We start from the raw sequence: 17,775 nt of genomic DNA on the forward strand, positions 1-17,775 counted from the left end.
ACAGGGAGTGATCGACACAAATCCCATGTGGGAGCGAGCTTGCTCGCGATGGGGGCGTTACACGCACCGCAAAACTAAAGCCCTTCCAACTCAGCCATCAAATCATTCAACCGATCCACCTTCTCCTCGGTGATTTCGCTGGCCTCCAATCCGCCGATGTATTCGGCCAATTCCCGCACCGTGCTGCACTCGAACATGGCCCTGAGCGGCACATTGCGTTGCAGGGCTTTTTGCACGCGGGAAGCGATCTGCGTCGCCAGCAGCGAGTGCCCGCCGAGCTCGAAGAAATTGTCCCGTACCCCCACCCGCTCGACCTTCAACACTTCGGCCCAGATATCGGCCAGGGTCTGCTCCAGTTCATTGGTGGGCGCCTGGTAGTCCTGGCTATGCAGCTGGCCGATGTCCAGCGCTGGCAGCGCCTTGCGATCGAGTTTTCCATTGGCATTGAGAGGCAGCCGGTCGAGCCATAGCCAGTGCAGCGGCACCATGTATTCCGGCAGCTCGCTGCGCAGGCGCTGTTTGATTCGATCCAGGCGTTCGCTCGGGCTGAGCGTGGCGTCGGCGGCAACGAGATAGCCCACCAGGTGCTTGCCATTGGCACCTTCCTGCACCCCGACGGCCGCGTCGCGGACTTCGGGCTGCTCGTGCAACCGTGCTTCGATTTCCCCCAGCTCGATCCGGTAGCCACGAATCTTCACCTGATGGTCGATGCGCCCGACATATTCCAACACTCCATCGCTGCGACGACGCGCCAGGTCGCCGGTGCGGTACAGCCGCTCGCCCGGTGCGCCGAACGGGTTGGGCACGAACACCGGCGCCGTACGCAGCGGATCGCTGACGTAGCCACGCCCAACCCCGATGCCGGCGACGCACAGCTCGCCCACCGCGCCCAATGGCACCAGTTCCAGCGCGCCGTCGAGCAGGTACAAGCGGTTGTTGTCGGTCGGCGCGCCGATGGGTAGGTAGGTGCCACGGGTCGAGGCCAGGTCAACTCGGAAGAACGCGACGTCATCGGAACATTCCGCCGGGCCGTAGGCGTTCACCAGGCCGATGCCTGGGTAACGCGCCAGCCACTGATGAGCCAACTCCGGGGGCATCGCTTCGCCGGTGGGTAGCATCCAGCGCAAACCCTCCAGGCCGATACGCTCCTGGGCCAGCATGCCCTGGATCAGCGACGGCACGCTCTCCAACACGCTAACGCCCTGGCGACCCACGTGGTCCAACAACCCTTGAGGATCGTGGGCGATGGCATTGGGCACGATGTCCACCCGAGCGCCGAACAACGGCGCGGCCAGGAACTGCCACACCGAAATATCGAAGCTTTGTGACGCGGTCTGGGCAATCACATCCGTTTCATCCAGCGCCAGGTACGGCACCTTGCTGAGCTGGTTATTGAGCATGCCGCGCTGCTGGACCATCACGCCCTTGGGCAATCCGGTGGAGCCGGAGGTATAGATCACGTACGCGAGGTTGTCCGGCCCGCTGTAGATGCCTGGATTGTCCGTCGAAACAGCGCGGGCCTGGACGTCTTCCCAGACCAGCAGCTTCGGCCGCCCTGCACAAGGGAACGCTTCCAGCAAGCCCTGCGCCTGCTCATGACAGGCCTGTGTGCAAACCAGCAACGGCGTGCGGCTCAGCTCGATGATGCGGCTCAGGCGCTGGCTCGGCAGGCCCGGGTCCAGCGGCAGGTAACCGCCGCCGGCCTTGAAGCTGCCGATGATCATGCCGAGCAGATCCAGATCGCGCTCGGCCAGCAGCGCCACCGGCTGGTCCAGACCGACGCCCGCCTCGATCAGCGCATGGCCGAGGCGATTGCTGCGTTCGTTCAACACAGCGTAAGTCCAGGTGTCGTCCTGGCAACTGGCGGCAATGCGTTGTGGATGAGCCGTCACCCGGGCCTCGAACAGCTCGGCGTAACTCTGTTCCAGTGGATAGGCCCGTGCGCTCTGGTTGCAACCTTCGATGAGGAAATCCTCCTCCTCAGCTCCGATCAGCGGCAGCTCGGCCATGTCGCCGTGGAAACCCTGCATCAACGCCAGCAGCAATCGCTTGAATTCGCCCAGCAGACCTTGGACGGTCGACTCATCGAAGTAGCGCTGGTCGTAGGACAGATGCAGCCCCAGGTCGTCGCCCGGATAACACACCGCCGTCAGCGGGAAGTTGGTGTGGGTGCGACCTGAATCCGAGGTGGCGTTGAGGCTCTGGGCGCGGTCCAGCACGGAAACTTCCACCGGCGCGTTCTCGAACACGAACAAGCTGTCGAACAGCGGCTGGCCCTTGGGCAGCTCGCTGACCTCCTGGATGCTCACCAGTGGCAGGTATTCGTACTCGCGCAGTTGCATGTTGTTATCCAGCAAGCCGCTGAGCCATTGGCGAACGCTGCAACGCTGGTCATCCGCCGGGATGCGCACGCGCAAGGCAACGCTGTTGATGAACAGCCCGACCGTGCGCTGCATGTGCGGCAGCTCCACCGGCCGCCCGGCCACGGTGACGCCGAACAATACGTCGCGATCACCGCTGATACGGCGCAGCACCAGGGCCCAGGCCGCCTGGGCGAAGGTGTTGACGGTCAATTGATGGGCCTGGGCCAGCTCCCGAAGGCGCGCACCGTCCCGGGCGTCGAGGCGGGTGTAGCAATCGCCGACAACCATGCCGCCGCTGTCACCGGCGTGCTCGCGCAGGAATGGTCGGTCGCCGGGGATCGGCGTGGTCCGCTCGAAGCCTTGCAGATTCTGCTTCCACCACTGCCGGGCGTCGGCCAGGCCCTGGCGCTGCAGCCAGCCGATGTAGTCGCGATAGCGCGGCGGCACGGCCAGGCGGGGCTCGCGATGCTCACCGAGGGCGGTGTAGATCTCGAAGAAATCGTCCATCAGCAGCGAACGGCACCACGCATCGATGAGGATGTGATGATTGCTCATCATGAACCAGTAGCGCGCCGCGCCGACCCGGATCAAACGCAAGTGGAACGGCGGCTCGTTCAACAGATCGAAACCGGCCTCGCGTTCGCTCTTGAGCAGCGCCTGGAGCTTGGGCTCCTGCGCTTGCTCGGGCACTTGCGTCCAGTCGAGGTATTCCACCGGCGTGCGGCCGGGCTTGTGGATGACCTGCAGCATGTCTTCGCCGACGTTCCAGCAGAACGAGGCGCGCAAGGCTTCGTGACGGGCGATCACCGCTTGCCAGGCCTGGGCGAAACGTTGGGGGTCGAGTTCGCTGTTGATGCGGTAGCGGTCCTGCATGTAATACAGGCCCGTACCGGGCTCCAGCAACGTATGCAACAGCATGCCTTCCTGCATCGGCGTCAGCGGGTAGACATCTTCGATCCCTGCGGCCGGCACCGGCAGGTTGTCCAGCTGTGCCTGGGTCAGTTTCGCCAGCGGGAAGTCCGATGGCGTCAGGCCGCCCGCCTCGTCCGTGAGGCAATGCTCGATCACATGCTGCAATTCCTCAAGATAAGCGTCGGCCAGCGCGGCGATGGCCTGGCGATCATGGCGCTCGGCGCTGAAGGTCCAGCGCAGCGCCAGTTCGCCGCCGCTGACCTGGCAGTCGAGGCTCAGCTCGTTGGGCAGCGGTGCGTCGGGGTCATGGATCGCGCCAAGCGCTTCGTCCAGCGGGCGGAGCAGCGCGTCCTGGCCGAGGGTATGGTCGAGCTGGCCGAGGTAGTTGAACGTGACTGTCGCTTGCGGCAGGCCGGCCATCGCCTCACGGGTGCCGGTGTCTGCCAGGTAACGCAGCACGCCATAGCCGAGGCCCTTGTGCGGCACCGCGCGCAGCTGTTCCTTGATGGCTTTGATCGAGCTGCCGATGTCAGCGGCCGACGGGCTCAGGCGCAGCGGATAGACGCTGGTAAACCAACCCACGGTGCGGGTCAGGTCGAGATCATCGAACAGCGCCTCGCGGCCATGACCTTCGAGCTGGACCAGGGCCGATTCGTGATTGCTCCAACGGCACAACACCCGGGCCAGCGCGGTGAGCAACAGATCATTGACCTGGGTGCGATAGGCGCTTGACGCTTGTTGCAGAAGTTGTCGGGTGCGCTCGGCGTCCAGGCGCAGGCTGACGTTGCCGGCATGACGCTCCTGCCGCCCGCCATCGGGACGCGCGCAAGGCAGCGTCACGTCCGGGCCATTCAATTGGCCTTGCCACCAGCTCAACTCTTCGCGCAGGGATTCGCTGCCGGCATAAGCCTGCAAACGCGCGGCCCAGTCACGGAACGGACTGGTCTTGGCCGGCAATTGCAGCGTTTGTTTGTCGATGCATTGGCGATAGGCCGTTTGCAGGTCGTCCATCAACACCCGCCATGACACACCGTCCACCACCAAGTGATGGATGGCGATCAGCAAACGCTGCCGACCGTCAGGCATTTGCGCCAGCACGGCCCGCAGCAGCGGCCCGCTCGACAGCTCGAAGCCACGCTGCGCCTGGGCAAACACGGCTTCGCAGGCGTGCGAAGAATCCACCGACACAGCCTCCAGCAGCGCCTTCTCGAACACTGGCTGATGCTCGGCGCGCCAGTGCCCGGCGCTGTTGCCGAAGCCCAGGCGCAAGGCATCGTGCTGCTCGAACACCGCGCGCAACGCTCGCTCCAGATAATCGGACTCCAAGCGCGTGGCTGGCTCCAGCAACAGCGCCTGGTTCCAGTGATGACGGTTGGGCATCTCGCTGGCGAAGAACCAATGCTGGATCGGCGTCAACCCAGACTCACCGGTCAACAAGCCTTGCTCGGCGCTGGCTTGTTCGCTGTGAGTGGCGACGGCCGCCAGGGCCTGCACGGTCTGGTGCTGGAACAAATCCCGCGGCGTGAAATGCAGGCCTTGTTGCCGGGCCCGGCTGACAACCTGGATCGACAGGATCGAATCGCCGCCCAGTTCGAAGAAATTGTCGTTGAGGCCGACCTGCTTGACGTTCAGCACGTCGCGCCAGATCGCCGCCAACGCTTGCTCCACGACATTGCTCGGCGCCACGTACTGCTGGCGATTGAGCTCCGGATCCGGCATCGGCAAGGCGCGGCGGTCGAGCTTGCCGTTGGCGGTCAGCGGCATGCTCGGCAACAGGATCAAATGCGCGGGCACCATATAGTCCGGCAGTTGCGCCTTGAGGTGGTTCCTCAGCGCTTCGCGCAGCGCCGCTTGCCCGGCGGCATCCTGTTCGGTGATGTCGCTGACCAGGTACCCGGCCAATTGCTTGCCGCCGGACATATCCAGGGCCAGTACCACGGCGTCGCGCACGGCGTCGTGCTCCAACAGGCGGTTTTCGATTTCCCCCAGTTCGATACGGAAACCGCGAATCTTCACCTGATGGTCGATCCGCCCCAGATACTCCACCTGCCCGTCATCGCGCTGGCGCACCAAGTCGCCAGTGCGGTACAGCCGTCCGCCATCAGCGGTGAACGGGTCGGCGACGAAACGCTCGGCGGTCATGCCCGGACGCTGGTGATAACCCTGGGCCAACCCGGCGCCGCCGACATACAACTCACCCGTCGCGCCCTGAGGCACCAGTGCCAGGTCGGCATCGAGAATGTAGGCCACGCGAGCGCCGATCACACTGCCGATCGGTACGCTGCCGGCGCCCTCTTCCAGCTGTTCCGGGGCAAGGCTCGCCAGGGGCATGACGACGGTTTCGGTCGGGCCGTAGGCGTTGAAGAACAGCTTCGGGCTGAACGCGGCGCGGATGCGCTGCAAATGCTCGCCCGTCAGGGCTTCGCCACCGGTGATGCACATGCGCACCGGCAGCGTCTGGCCCTGGGTTGCCAACCATTGCGCCAGTTGGCTGCCATAGCTGGGCGTGAAACCGAGGACGTTGATGCGGTGTTGGCGGATCAGGCCGCAGATTTCCTCGGCATCCCATTGGCCCTGGGCACGCAGCACCACATGGGCGCCACTGAGCAACGGCACCAGCAAGCGCTCGGTGGCGGCATCGAAATTGATCGAGTAGAAATGCAGTTCGCAGTCATCAAAGCGCATGCCGAAGCGCTGGATCACCGCCTGGCAATGCATGGCGATCTCACCGTGGGACACCACCACCCCCTTGGGTTTGCCGGTGGAGCCGGAGGTGTAGATCAGATAGGCCTGGTGCTGCGGCAGGTTGATCAGCGGCGGCGACTGCTCGGGATAATCCGTCAGGGTCGCGCTGTCATCTTCCAGGCACCAACTCCGTATGCCTTCCGGCAGTTGGCCGAGCGCCTGGAACATGGCCCGATCACTGAGCAGCAAGCCGACGCCGCTGTCCTCGATCATGTAGAGCAAGCGGTCCAGCGGATACTCCGGATCCAGCGGCACGTAGGCGCCGCCCGCCTTGAGGATCGCCAGCAGGCCGACGACCATTTCCAGCGAGCGCTCCAGGGCCAGCCCTACCCGGACCTGCGGCCCGACGCCGCGGTCGCGCAACATCCAGGCCAGGCGATTGGCCCGGCATTCGAGTTCGCCATAGGTCAGGGTCTGCCCGGCGAATGTCAGCGCCGGCGCGTCCGGGCGCACCCTGGCCTGTTCTTCGAACAATGAGTGGATGCATTGATCCAGGCGATGCTCGCCCGGCTCTTCGCCGAGACTGTCGAACAACTGCCGCTGTTCACTGGCGTCCAGCAGCGGCAGTTCGCTCAACCGCCGAGCCGGATCCACCAGCAGTGCTTCCAACAGGTTGCGCCAGTGCCCGGCCATGCGGGCAATGCGCGGTTCGTCGAACAAATCGGTGCTGTAGGTTAGGCAGCAGCCCAGGCGTTGGTCGAGGTCGGTGACTTCCAGGTTGAGGTCGAACTTGGTCGCACGCGCATCGTTGACCAGATAGTCGACGCTCATGCCGGCCAGCGTGCGGCTCTGCTGGAATTCCCAGCGCTGTACGTTGCACATCACTTGGAACAGCGGGTTGTACGCCGCGCTACGCGGTGGCTGCAAAGCTTCCACCAGATGATCGAACGGCAGGTCCTGGTGGGACTGGCCCTCGATCACCGTGTGGCGCACCTGCTCGAACAGCTCGCCCACGGACATCTGCCCGTCGAGCTGGCAACGCAGCACTTGGGTATTAAGGAACGCGCCGATCAGCCCTTCGCTTTCCGGCCGGATCCGGTTGGCCACCGGCGCGCCGATGCGCAGATCGGTCTGGCCGCTGTAGCGATAGAGCAGCACCGCCAGGGCAGCGGTCATGGTCATGAACAGGGTCAGGCCATGCTCGGCGTTGAACGCTCGGACCCGTGCGGCCAAGTCGTCGCCGAGGTCGAAACGGAACAGTTCGCCGCGATGACTTTGCACCGGCGGGCGCGGGCGGTCCGCCGGCAATTCCAGCAAGGGATGTTCGCGGCCCAGCTGCGTGGTCCAGTAATCAAGCTGACGCTGGCGCTCGCCGGACTCCAGCCATTGGCGCTGCCAGGCGCTGTAATCCAGGTATTGCACCGGCAACGGTTCCAGCGGTGACTCGCGGTCATCGATGAAGGCTTCGTACAGCGCGCTCAATTCGCGGGCAAAAATGTCCATCGCCCAGCCTTCGGTGACGATGTGATGCAGCGTCAGCACCAGGTAGTGTTCGCGCTCGGCGGTCTTGACCAGGCACGCCCGCAGCAGCGGCCCGGTTTCCAGGTCGAAGGGTTCGTGGGCTTCGCTGTCGGCCAATTGCTGCACATGCCGTTGGCGAATGTCGGCGTCGAGCATGGAAAAATCTTTCCAGTCCATGCGCAGGCCTGTCTCGTCGTGTACCTGTTGGCGCGGCACGCCGTCGACGCTCGGGAACGTGGTGCGCAGGGTTTCATGGCGCACGATCAAGGCCTGCAACGCCGCTTCGAAGCGCCCGACATCCAGCACCCCGCGCAGGCGCGCCATGCCGCCGACGTTATAGGCCGGGCTGTCCGGCTCCATTTGCCAGAGGAACCACATGCGTTGCTGGGAATAGGACAGTGGCACCGGTTGGCTGCGGTCGACTTTCTCGATCGGCGGCTGGCGGTTGGTCTGGCCGCTGGCCTGGATCAACCGCACCTGTTCGGCGAAGGCCCCCAGCTCGCTGGCTTCGAACAACGCGCGCAACGGCAGCTCGACGTCGCAGGCCTGGCGCGTGCGGGAAATGATCTGGGTCGCCAGCAACGAGTGGCCGCCCAGGGCAAAGAAATCGTCCCGCAGGCCGATGCGGGCAAGACCCAGCACGTCGCGCCAGATTTCGGCGATCTGCTGTTCGAGGACGCTGGCCGGCTCGACGTGTTCGCGCACCTGCCATTGCGGCTCGGGCAAGGCGCGACGGTCAAGCTTGCCGCTCGGGCTCAGGGGCATGGCGTCCAGGCGCAACAATTGCGCGGGCACCATGTAGTCAGGCAGCTCGCTGGCGAGGGCGTTTTTCAGGCGAGCGGCCTGGGCGGCGGCGTCTTCGTCAGGCGCTGCGGCGGTGTAATAGCCGATCAACTGCGGACCGGCCGCCGTGTCGCGCACCAGCACCGCCGCCTGGGCGACGCCGTCCTGGGCCAACAAGCGCGCCTCGATTTCCTGCGGCTCGACGCGGAAGCCGCGCAGCTTGACTTGCTGATCGAGGCGGCCGAGGTATTCGATCACGCCGTCGGCATCCCAGCGCGCCGAATCGCCAGTGCGATACAGCCGTGCGCCAGCCGGCCCTTGGGGATCAGCGATAAAACGTTCCGCCGTCAGCGCCGGGCGCCCGAGGTAACCGCGAGCCAGGCCCAGGCCACCGATGCACAGTTCCCCCGGCACGCCGACGGGCACGGGATTGAGTTCGCTGTCGAGGATCCGGCACAGCACATTCGCCAAGGGACGACCGATGGGCGAGCGCTCGCCATCGCCTGCGGTGCAGTGCCAATGAGTGACGTTGATCGCGGTTTCGGTTGGGCCGTAGCGGTTGTGCAACTGCGCGATCGGCAGATGCGCGAGCACTCGGTTACGCAATTCGGCCGGCAAGGCTTCGCCCCCGGAGAAAATCCGCCGCAGGCTCGTGCAACGGGCACTCAAGGGCTCGTTGATAAACAGGCCGAGCAGCGGCGGGACGAAGTGCAGCGTGGTCACGCCAAACTGCTCGACCAATTGGGCAATGCGGTGCGGGTCGCGGTGTTCACCCGGGCCGGCCAGGAGCAAGCGGCTGCCGGTGATCAGCGGCCAGAAGCATTCCCACACCGACACGTCGAAACTGATCGGCGCCTTTTGCATCAACACGTCGCTTTCATCCAGCCCATAGGTGGCCTGCATCCATTGCAGGCGCTCGGCCAGGGCCGCGTGAGTATTGCCAACGCCCTTGGGTTGGCCGGTCGAGCCGGAGGTGTAGATCACGTAGGCCAAATGATCGCCGTGCAGGTGCAGCCCCGGCGGATTGCTCGGCCATTGCTCCAGATGCAGCGCGTCCATGGCGATGACGCTGACGCCCTCGCAGGCCGGCAAGCGGTCGAGCAGCGCGGTTTGGGTCAGGAGCAGATCGACGCCGCTGTCGTGGAGCATGTAGGCCAGGCGCTCGCTCGGGTAATCGACATCCAGCGGCACGTAGGCGCCGCCGGCCTTGATGATCGCCAACACGCCGATAAGCAACTGCGGTGAGCGTTCGGTGGCAATCGCCACGCACACGTCCGGGCCGACGCCTTTGTCTCGAAGATAATGGGCCAGCCGATTGGCCTGGGCATGCAGTTCGGCGTAGTCCAGCGAACCACCGTCCCACTGCAATGCAATGCGTTGCGGGGTGTGGCGGGCCTGCTCATTGAGCAGTTCCGGTAGCCATTGCGTGGCGGGCTCGCAAGGTGCCGCCGCCCAACGCTGCTGCTCGGCGAGTTCTTCGGCGCTCAATAACGGCAGATCACCGAGGGCCTGCCGGGGATCAGCGCAGACCGCCCGCAGCAAGCTGCAAAAATGTTCGGCCAGGCGTGCGATGGTTGCCGCGCCGAACAGCTCGTCCGCGTAGTCGAACGACAACGTCAGCCGACCATGGCGATCTTCTTCGCTGTGCAATTGCAGGTCGAACTTGGCTTCGCGGCTGTGCCATGGCAACTCATCGGCCAACAGCCCGGGCAGGCGCCGCAACGCGCCGAGGTCGCGCTGCTGATGGTTGAACATCACCTGGAACAGACCTTGTTCGCGGGCCTGGGGGAAGGCTTCCAGCAGCTGTTCGAAAGGCAGGTCCTGATGGGCCTGGGCGCCGAGCGTCGCCTCTCGCGCCTGGGCCAGCAACGCGGCGAATGGCTGGCGCGAATCGGTTTGTGCGCGCAGTACCTGGGTGTTGATGAAAAAGCCGATCAGCCCTTGGGTTTCCAGGCGCGGGCGGTTGGCGTTGGGCACGCCGATGCGCAGGTCGGATTGGCCGGTATAGCGCTGCAACAAGGCCTGGAACGCCGCCAGCAATAGCATGAACACCGTGGCGTCATGGGCCTGGGCGACTTGGCGCAGGGCATCGCCAAGCACTCTGTCCAGGCGCAGGCTATGGCGCGCGGCGCTGCGATGCCGCTGGGCGCTGCGCGGATGGTCGGTATGCAACGCCAGGGTCGGGTGCTCGTCGCCCAATTGCTCTTTCCAATACGCCAGTTGGCGCTCGGCCTCGCCCTGGGCGAGCCATTGCCGCTGCCAACTGCCGTAGTCGGCGTATTGCAGCGGCAACGGCCCCCAGTCGGCGGTTTGCCCTTGGGACGCTGCGGCGTAGAGCCGCGAAAACTCATCGATCAAGACGTTCATCGACCAGCCATCGGCGATGATGTGATGCATCGTCACCAACAACTGGTGATCGTCTTCAGCCAGGCGCAACAAAGTGACCCGCAGTAGCGGCCCGTTTTCCAGATCGAATTGAGTGGCCGCCTCGTCTTCGCGGATCTGCCGCGCCCGCGCCTCGCGCTGGTCGGCGGGCACATCGCCGAGGTCGATCACTTGGAGATTGAACTCACCGGCCGGGTCGATCTGTTGCAGGGCCACGCCATCGCGCTCCAGAAAGCGTGTGCGCAGGGATTCGTGGCGCTCGACCAATTGCTGGAAGCTGGCGCGCAGCGCCGCTTCGTCCAGCTCGCCACGCAGGCGCAGGGCGCCGGGGATGTTGTAGGCGCGACTGGTAGGATCCAGCTGCCAAGTCAGCCACAAACGGCTCTGGGCCAGGGATTGCGGCAGGGCTTCGTCGCGGGCCAATGAATTGATAACGCCCTGGGCCTGGCCGCCGTCCTGTTGCAGATTCGCCACCGCCGTCGCGAAAGCACCCAGGGTCGGCGCTTCAAAAAGCAGGCGCAGGTTGAGCTCCATACCCAGCACTTCACGCAGCCGTGCAATGACTTGGGTCGCTGCGATGGAGTTGCCACCCAGCAGGAAGAAATGGTCATTGCCCTGCACCCGATCAATCTGCAACTGCTCGCACCAGAGACGGCCGATCAGGTCTTGCAGCTCGGATGACGGCGCGGATTCGTCGACCGTCTCAGCCTTGGGCGAAGGAAACAGTGCATAGCTGTCGAGGCTGCCATCCGCCAATCGGGCGCGGCACGCCGAACGTTGCAGTTTGCCGCTGGACGTCTTCGGCAGCGCCCCAGGGTTGAGCAGCACCACCACGCCAGGCGCTTGTTGGCAGGCGTCGGCCACGGCTTGGCGAATCGCGTTGATCAGGGCTTCGGGAGGCAGGATCTTCTGCACGCTGCGGCTGATCTCGGCGGCGATGCCGATGCCTTCCTCACCCGCCTCGTTGACGGCGAAGGCGGCAACGCGACCTTTGCGCACCACCTCCACTTCCCGCTCGATGGTTTGCTCGATGTCCTGCGGGTAAAGGTTGTGCCCACGTACGATCAGCATGTCCTTCAAGCGTCCGGTGATGAACAGCTCACCTTCGCGGACAAAACCCAGGTCGCCGGTGCGCAGCCACGTGCGGCCGTCATGCTCGACGAAGGTCTTGGCGCTCGCCTCGGGGTTGCGCCAGTAACCGCGGGCGATGCTCGGCCCGGCGGCCCAGACTTCCCCGACCTGGCTGTCGGTGAGCGGTTGCAAGGTGTTGGGCTCGACGATAAGCACCGCATGGCCCGGCTGGCTGACACCACAGCTCATCACCGCGCTGCCCTGCCCTGGCTCGGCACGGTTTTGCGTCAAGGCCGCATCATCCATGCGCATCGAGGGGATGCCCCGGCCACGTGGCGTGCCAGCCACGAACAACGTCGCTTCGGCCAACCCGTAGGAAGCCATGAAACTGTCGGCCGTGAAGCCGCACGTCGCGAATTTTTCGGCGAAGCGTCCAAGGCTGTCGAGGCGGATCGGTTCGGAGCCGGAGTAAGCGACGCGCCAGCCGCTCAGGTCGAGGCGGCCCAGGGCGGACTCACTGACCCGTTCGCTGCACAGGCGATAGGCGAAGTCCGGGCCGCCGCTGATGGTGCCGCCGTATTCGCTGATCGCTTCGAGCCAGCGCAACGGTCGCGCGAGGAAATAGGCCGGCGACATCAGCACGCAAGGCACGCCACTGAAAATCGGTTGCAACAACCCACCGATCAACCCCATGTCGTGATACAGCGGCAGCCAACTGACGATGACATCGTCGGGATTCACATCGATGCCGAAGCCATGGCGAATCAACAGCTCATTGGCCACGAGGTTGCCGTGGCTGACCTGTACACCCTTTGGCAATGCGGTGGAACCGGAGGTGTATTGCAGGAAAGCGATGTCATCGTCTTGCAGGTCCGGCATCCGCCATTGCTCGGCGCGAGTCGGATCGAGCGTATCGACGCACAGCACCGGCGGTGCCGATTCGATGGCTTGCAAGGTGTCGCGCAAGTCAGCGGTGGTCAGCAACAGCCGCGGTTCGGCGTCGGCGATGATCGACAGCAAGCGCTCCTGATGATGCCGACGAGTGGACTCCGGCGGGTAGGCCGGTACGGCGATCACGCCGGCGTACAGGCAACCGAAAAACGCCGCGACGTAATCCGGGCCGCTGGGAAACAGGAGCACCGCCCGGTCGCCGGATTCTGCTTCGGCCTGCAAGGCGGCGGCAATGGTCCGGGCGCGCAGATCCAGGTCGCGATAACTCAACACCACGCCCTGCTCCGGAGTGTCGGCAAGGAAGCGCAAGGCTACCCGGTCCGGGGTCAACGTGGCGCGGCGCTGGAGGGCATGAGCCAGGGTGCTGGGAAGTTCGAACGCGTCGGTCATGAGGGGCTCCTGCCTGAAATTCGGCTTGCAAGTGGTCACCCATGGGACGGATGACCCCGGCAAATAATTAGTCGCCGAACCCTGTTCCCACACGGGTACCAGACCTGCGGAGCACCGTGCACCGCGGCGATGAGTCGCAGCTGGGGAGCTGGACTTCCGCCCATCAATAATTCTTCTTCTCAATTGACAATAATTATCATTAAGCCTAATTTGGCCGTCGATGCGTAGGACATGTCCGCCGGACCGGTCGTCCTGCTAACTATTTGCAGCAAGGTGAATTCCATGACGGAACAAGTATCCACAAGCAGGTGCGACTCACCGCTACTCCAGGCATTCGTCGATAACCGAACCATCCTGGTCAAGATCGCAGCGCGTATCACTGGCTGCCGGTCCCGCGCCGAAGATGTGGTCCAGGATGCCTTTTTCCGGTTGCAATCGGCGCCCCAGATCACCTCATCCTTCAAGGCCCAGCTCAGTTACCTGTTCCAGATCGTGCGCAACCTGGCCATCGATCATTACCGCAAGCAAGCGCTGGAGCAGAAATACTCGGGGCCGGAAGAGGAAGGGCTGAACGTGGTGATCCAGGGTGCTTCGCCGGAGACGTCTCACATCAACTTTTCCACCCTTGAGCACATTGCCGAAGCATTGACCGAGTTGCCCAGCCGCACCCGTTACGCCTTCGAGATGTATCGCCTGCATGGCGTACCGCAGAAGGACATCGCCAAGGAATTGGGGGTCTCGCCGACCTTGGTGAACTTCATGATTCGCGACGCGCTGGTGCATTGCCGCAAGGTGTCCGGGGTGCGCGGGGATACGTTTGCACGGCGGTGATCAGCTGATTTGCCGATGCCATTGTGGGAGCAACTGTCTTGGATGGGTTTATTCAGCCATCTTTTCCAGGGACAGCAAGGCTCCCACAGCAACCTGCCCACCTCACATCAACGAACACCGATCAAAAAACCGCTCCCGCCCCAGGATCATCAACGCCGCTCGCTTGTGCGGAAAATCGAACTCCTTTTCGCAGTGAAAGCACTGGTTGTGCAAATGCCCGATCATTCGAGCATTGTCAGCCCTGGGCTCGGCTACCACGCGTTGGGTACGCGGGTCGTCCAGAAACAGATAATGCACCAGTGCCGATAACCAGCTGGCGACCTTATGCGGGCCGCGGTGTTGTTCTTCACCCACCAGCATATGGATGCCACGGTCATAATCGTCAGCCGGGTAGAACGGCGCGATTCGATCTTCCTTGGCCCAATACGCTTCGAAATACGCGAATGGCTGGTCGTCGAAACAGCCGATCAATGTCAAGACCCGTGGGTCGCGCTGCAGTTGGTTCAAGTACTCGCGATGCTGCTCCAGGCTGCCCTCCTCCTGCCAGAAGCTGGCGACCCGAGGGCTGTTTTGCCAACGATTGAAGCGCGTCAGGTCCTGCTCGATTTCAAGGGTTCGCAAGGACACCCAGGCACCCAACCGCGCATCGAAACGCCGGTACACCTCGCCACGCGGCTTGATCGGCCTGCGGGGATGTCGCTTGCCATCGGTGATGATCATCTGTTGCGGATAACTGCCGCTGAACGACACCCCTAGCCAGGGCTGCGGCAACTGCCAGAACAGCGTGCGCTCGCATGCGTATTCGTTGGGGGTTGCAGTGGCTACCAGCAGGCCGCTGAGCAAGGCTTCGCCGGGATGTTCGTCGAGGTGCCAGACCAGGCACTGGCAACCTGGATCCCGGGAGAACAGCCAATAGCAGGCCGCCCAGAGTGCCGGCCCCACTGGGCGATCGTTGGTTTCCTGCAAATGCACATGCAACGGCGAGCCGCGCTCCAGGCGCAACTGGATCAATGGCGCGCCTTCCAGCATCAGGCTCAGGTGACGTTCGGTTTCATCGGCGCCGAGGCAACGACCGCCGGGCAAAGGCAGCGTCGCTGGAGGATTGAGGTCAGGCATTGAAGGCTCACGTATTCGTCGGTAGTCAACGTGTGACGTGAGCCGGTAGGGGAAATTTAGTGGCGCTTCAGTGCTGGTGGGTCGACACCAGTTCGATCTGGTAAGGCTTGAAAATTTCCAGCAGTTGGCCGTTGTCTCGCAACTTGCCCAGCAATTGCCCGAACGCCTCGCTGGAGATTGGCGCCTGTGGCCGGATCAACGCGTAGTGGTGGTAGACCTGGTCGACACGTTCGGATACGAGCAGTTGCGGAGCGAATTGCGGATTGCGCAACAGATAGTCGCTGAGGTACGAGCGGGTCACCAACGCAACGTCCGCGCGCCCGCGCAAGACCATTTGCAGATTGCTGTCGTGGGAGTAAGTCAACGTGGCGTTGAACTGGCCAATGAGGAACTTGGGATCGGCATTGAATTCGGCGAAAGCGTAGTGATAACCGCTGAACAGTGCCAAACGCTTGGCCCTCAGGTCGGCGAAATAGCTCTGCTCGCGCTCAGGCAAACGCTGGGTCACAAAGATTTCCGCGTCTTCGAGCCCCATGTCTACCGTTGTGTGCGGCACATCCTTCCAGCCCCACTCCGGGTTCTCGAAGATTGCCATGTCGACCCGGCCTTGCTTGAAATCGTTGAAACGCCGCGGAATCGAAGTGGGTACGAGCACGAACTGGTAGTCGGTCTGGGAGCGATTCAACGCCTCGACCAGTTGCGGTAGCAGACCGGTGTCGGCGCCATTTTCGGGGCGAACGGTATAGGGCGGAAAATGTGCAGCGCCGATCCGGACCAGTTGCGCCGCCTCGACGGGCACCATCCATAAAAAGACCAGAGCAGCCAGAACCCGCGAGGTCATCCCCATCGGCGAAAACGTCAAGATAACCACTCCCCAGAAGCATTCTTCAATATGTTCACGCCAAGCGCTTTGAAGCGCTTAGCCAGCCGCTCGCTTATTGTTCTTCTTTCAATACCAGAATCAACGCCTGTTCCGCCAGTTGATCAAGGCTCAGGCTGCCTTCGGCGCGAAACCAGGTGCTGGTCCAGGACAACGCGCCGGTCAGGAAACGCCGGGTGACGAATACGTCTCCGCGAATATACCCGGCCTCCTTGGCCTCTCCCAGGACTTCAAGCCACACACGCTCGTAAATATCACGCAGGGCCAGCACCTGCCGCTGCCCTTGCTCGGACAAGGAGCGCCACTCGTAGACCAGCACCGCCATCGCCTCGCCGTTTCCGCCCGTGATCGATTGCAATTCGCAGCGGATCAGCGCCAGCACCCGCTCGCGAACGTTGGAACCCTCGGCCAGGGCCGCGCGCATCAACGCGGTGTTGTAGCGGACGGTTTCTTCCATCACCGCACGCAGGATCTCCTCCTTGCTTTTGAAGTGATGAAAAATGCTGCCCGACTGAATCCCCACGGCACTCGCCAGATCGCGAACCGTGGTGCGCTCGAAGCCTTTAAGGCGAAACAGGTGGGCGGCGGCCTGGAGCAGTTTGCCGCGAGCGCTGTCCGGATCTGTCAGTTGCCCGCCGTCGACCAGCTCACGCATCACGTCCAGGGCTTTTCGCTCGTCCACCGACTTGCTCCTCAATCGAACGATCAATGCGCGGCCACTATCAAAACGCCAGCGACACGGCAATTTAAGCTGGCCGGGGCAACCAAGCAAGCGCTCGGGCGCAAGAACCTGCGCTCGACTCCGTGGGTCGGCGCGTCAACACAGGACTAGGCGGATGCGCCGGGTTTGACTACGCTCAAAGCCATCAGCACGCCGATACCGGGAACACTGCAATGCCTCACTGGCTGGTGATTGATCTGGAGGCTACCACCGATGAAGGTGGCTGGCCGGTAACCGAAATGGAAATTATCGAAATCGGCGCGACCCTGGTGAATCGAGACGGCCGGGAAATTGATCATTTCCAGCGGTTCGTACGGCCGCTGAGGCGACCGTTGCTCACCTCTTTCTGTCGCTCGCTGACCCATATCAGCCAGGCCAACATCGACAGTGCCGGCCCCCTGACCGAGGTGTGGCCGGCATTCGAGCATTGGCTGGCGCCCTACCACGCCAAACTCGAAGGCTGGGTCAGTTGGGGTGATTACGATCGCAAGCAACTGCTCCAGGAATGGCAGCGACAGCAACTGCACAGCGTCCTCGGCCACGTGCCGCACATGAACCTCAAGCAGCGCTTTGCCAAGGCCCGCCGGTTGGAGCGGCCGTTGGGGCTCAATGGCGCGCTGCAACTGGCTGGGCTGCAATTTAGCGGGCAACAGCACCGCGCGCTGGAGGATGCCCGCAATACAGCGCGATTATTGCCCTTGGTTCTGACGGGCTGAGCCGGCGCAGCAGATGACGGCCCGTGTAGCCTTGTGCATACTGGCCGGCCTTTTTCAGCCCTTTCTCGAGGAATCGCCCATGTTCAAAGTCAACGAGTACTTCGACGGCACCGTCAAGTCGATCGCGTTCGGCACTGCCGAAGGCCCCGCGACCATCGGCGTCATGGCACCGGGCGAATACGAATTCGGTACCGCCCAGCGGGAAATCATGCATGTCGTTTCCGGCGCCCTGACCGTGAAGCTGCCTGACAGCACCGACTGGGAAACCTTCGCGGCCGGCAGCCAGTTCAATGTCCCGGCCAACAGCAAGTTCCAGCTCAAGGTCGCCGTCGACACGGCTTACCTGTGCGAGTATCGCGGCTGAATCGGGCCGTAGCGGAGACGTTTGCTCCCCTCGCGCAAAGCGATTGGTGATCAACAAAAATGCCCGTGCCCCACGACACGGGCATT

General features: G+C 63.4%; 7 protein-coding genes. 3 read left to right on the forward strand and 4 right to left on the reverse strand.

Annotation, left to right across the window (positions count from 1 at the left end; translation table 11 throughout):
* Positions 1-74 precede the first annotated feature (74 nt).
* A complete protein-coding gene (locus J3P79_RS17890) occupies positions 75-13,061 on the reverse strand; it encodes a non-ribosomal peptide synthetase (protein ID WP_434604717.1) in 12,987 nt (4,328 codons plus the stop codon).
* Positions 13,062-13,343: 282 nt separating this feature from the next.
* Here J3P79_RS17890 and J3P79_RS17895 point away from each other — a divergent pair, with 282 nt between their 5' ends.
* Entirely contained in the window at positions 13,344-13,892 is a 549-nt protein-coding gene (locus J3P79_RS17895) for an RNA polymerase factor sigma-70 (RefSeq protein WP_039589001.1), read from the forward strand.
* A gap of 102 nt (positions 13,893-13,994) precedes the next feature.
* On the opposite strand, the gene J3P79_RS17900 is transcribed toward J3P79_RS17895, so the two are convergent.
* The 3 genes from J3P79_RS17900 to J3P79_RS17910 all read right to left on the reverse strand — a co-directional run bounded on the left by J3P79_RS17900 (position 13,995) and on the right by J3P79_RS17910 (position 16,570).
* Positions 13,995-15,008: a GNAT family N-acetyltransferase gene (locus J3P79_RS17900; protein WP_434604719.1), complete on the reverse strand. Its 1,014-nt coding sequence runs from the start codon at positions 15,006-15,008 to the stop codon at positions 13,995-13,997.
* 67 nt (positions 15,009-15,075) lie between these two features.
* Positions 15,076-15,849, reverse strand: coding sequence for a substrate-binding periplasmic protein (locus tag J3P79_RS17905; RefSeq protein ID WP_434611522.1), 774 nt, complete (start codon positions 15,847-15,849; stop codon positions 15,076-15,078).
* A gap of 94 nt (positions 15,850-15,943) precedes the next feature.
* Entirely contained in the window at positions 15,944-16,570 is a 627-nt protein-coding gene (locus J3P79_RS17910; RefSeq protein ID WP_434604721.1) for a TetR/AcrR family transcriptional regulator, read from the reverse strand.
* 212 nt (positions 16,571-16,782) lie between these two features.
* On the opposite strand from J3P79_RS17910, the gene J3P79_RS17915 reads away from it, so the two are divergent.
* Together J3P79_RS17915 and J3P79_RS17920 are read left to right on the forward strand one after the other, a co-directional pair.
* Positions 16,783-17,325, forward strand: coding sequence for an exonuclease domain-containing protein (locus J3P79_RS17915; protein ID WP_434604724.1), 543 nt, complete (start codon positions 16,783-16,785; stop codon positions 17,323-17,325).
* 79 nt (positions 17,326-17,404) lie between these two features.
* Positions 17,405-17,689: a pyrimidine/purine nucleoside phosphorylase gene (locus J3P79_RS17920; protein WP_003183665.1), complete on the forward strand. Its 285-nt coding sequence runs from the start codon at positions 17,405-17,407 to the stop codon at positions 17,687-17,689.
* Positions 17,690-17,775 lie beyond the last annotated feature (86 nt).

Source organism: Pseudomonas sp. R1-7 (genome assembly GCF_051132105.1).
Lineage (GTDB): Bacteria > Pseudomonadota > Gammaproteobacteria > Pseudomonadales > Pseudomonadaceae > Aquipseudomonas.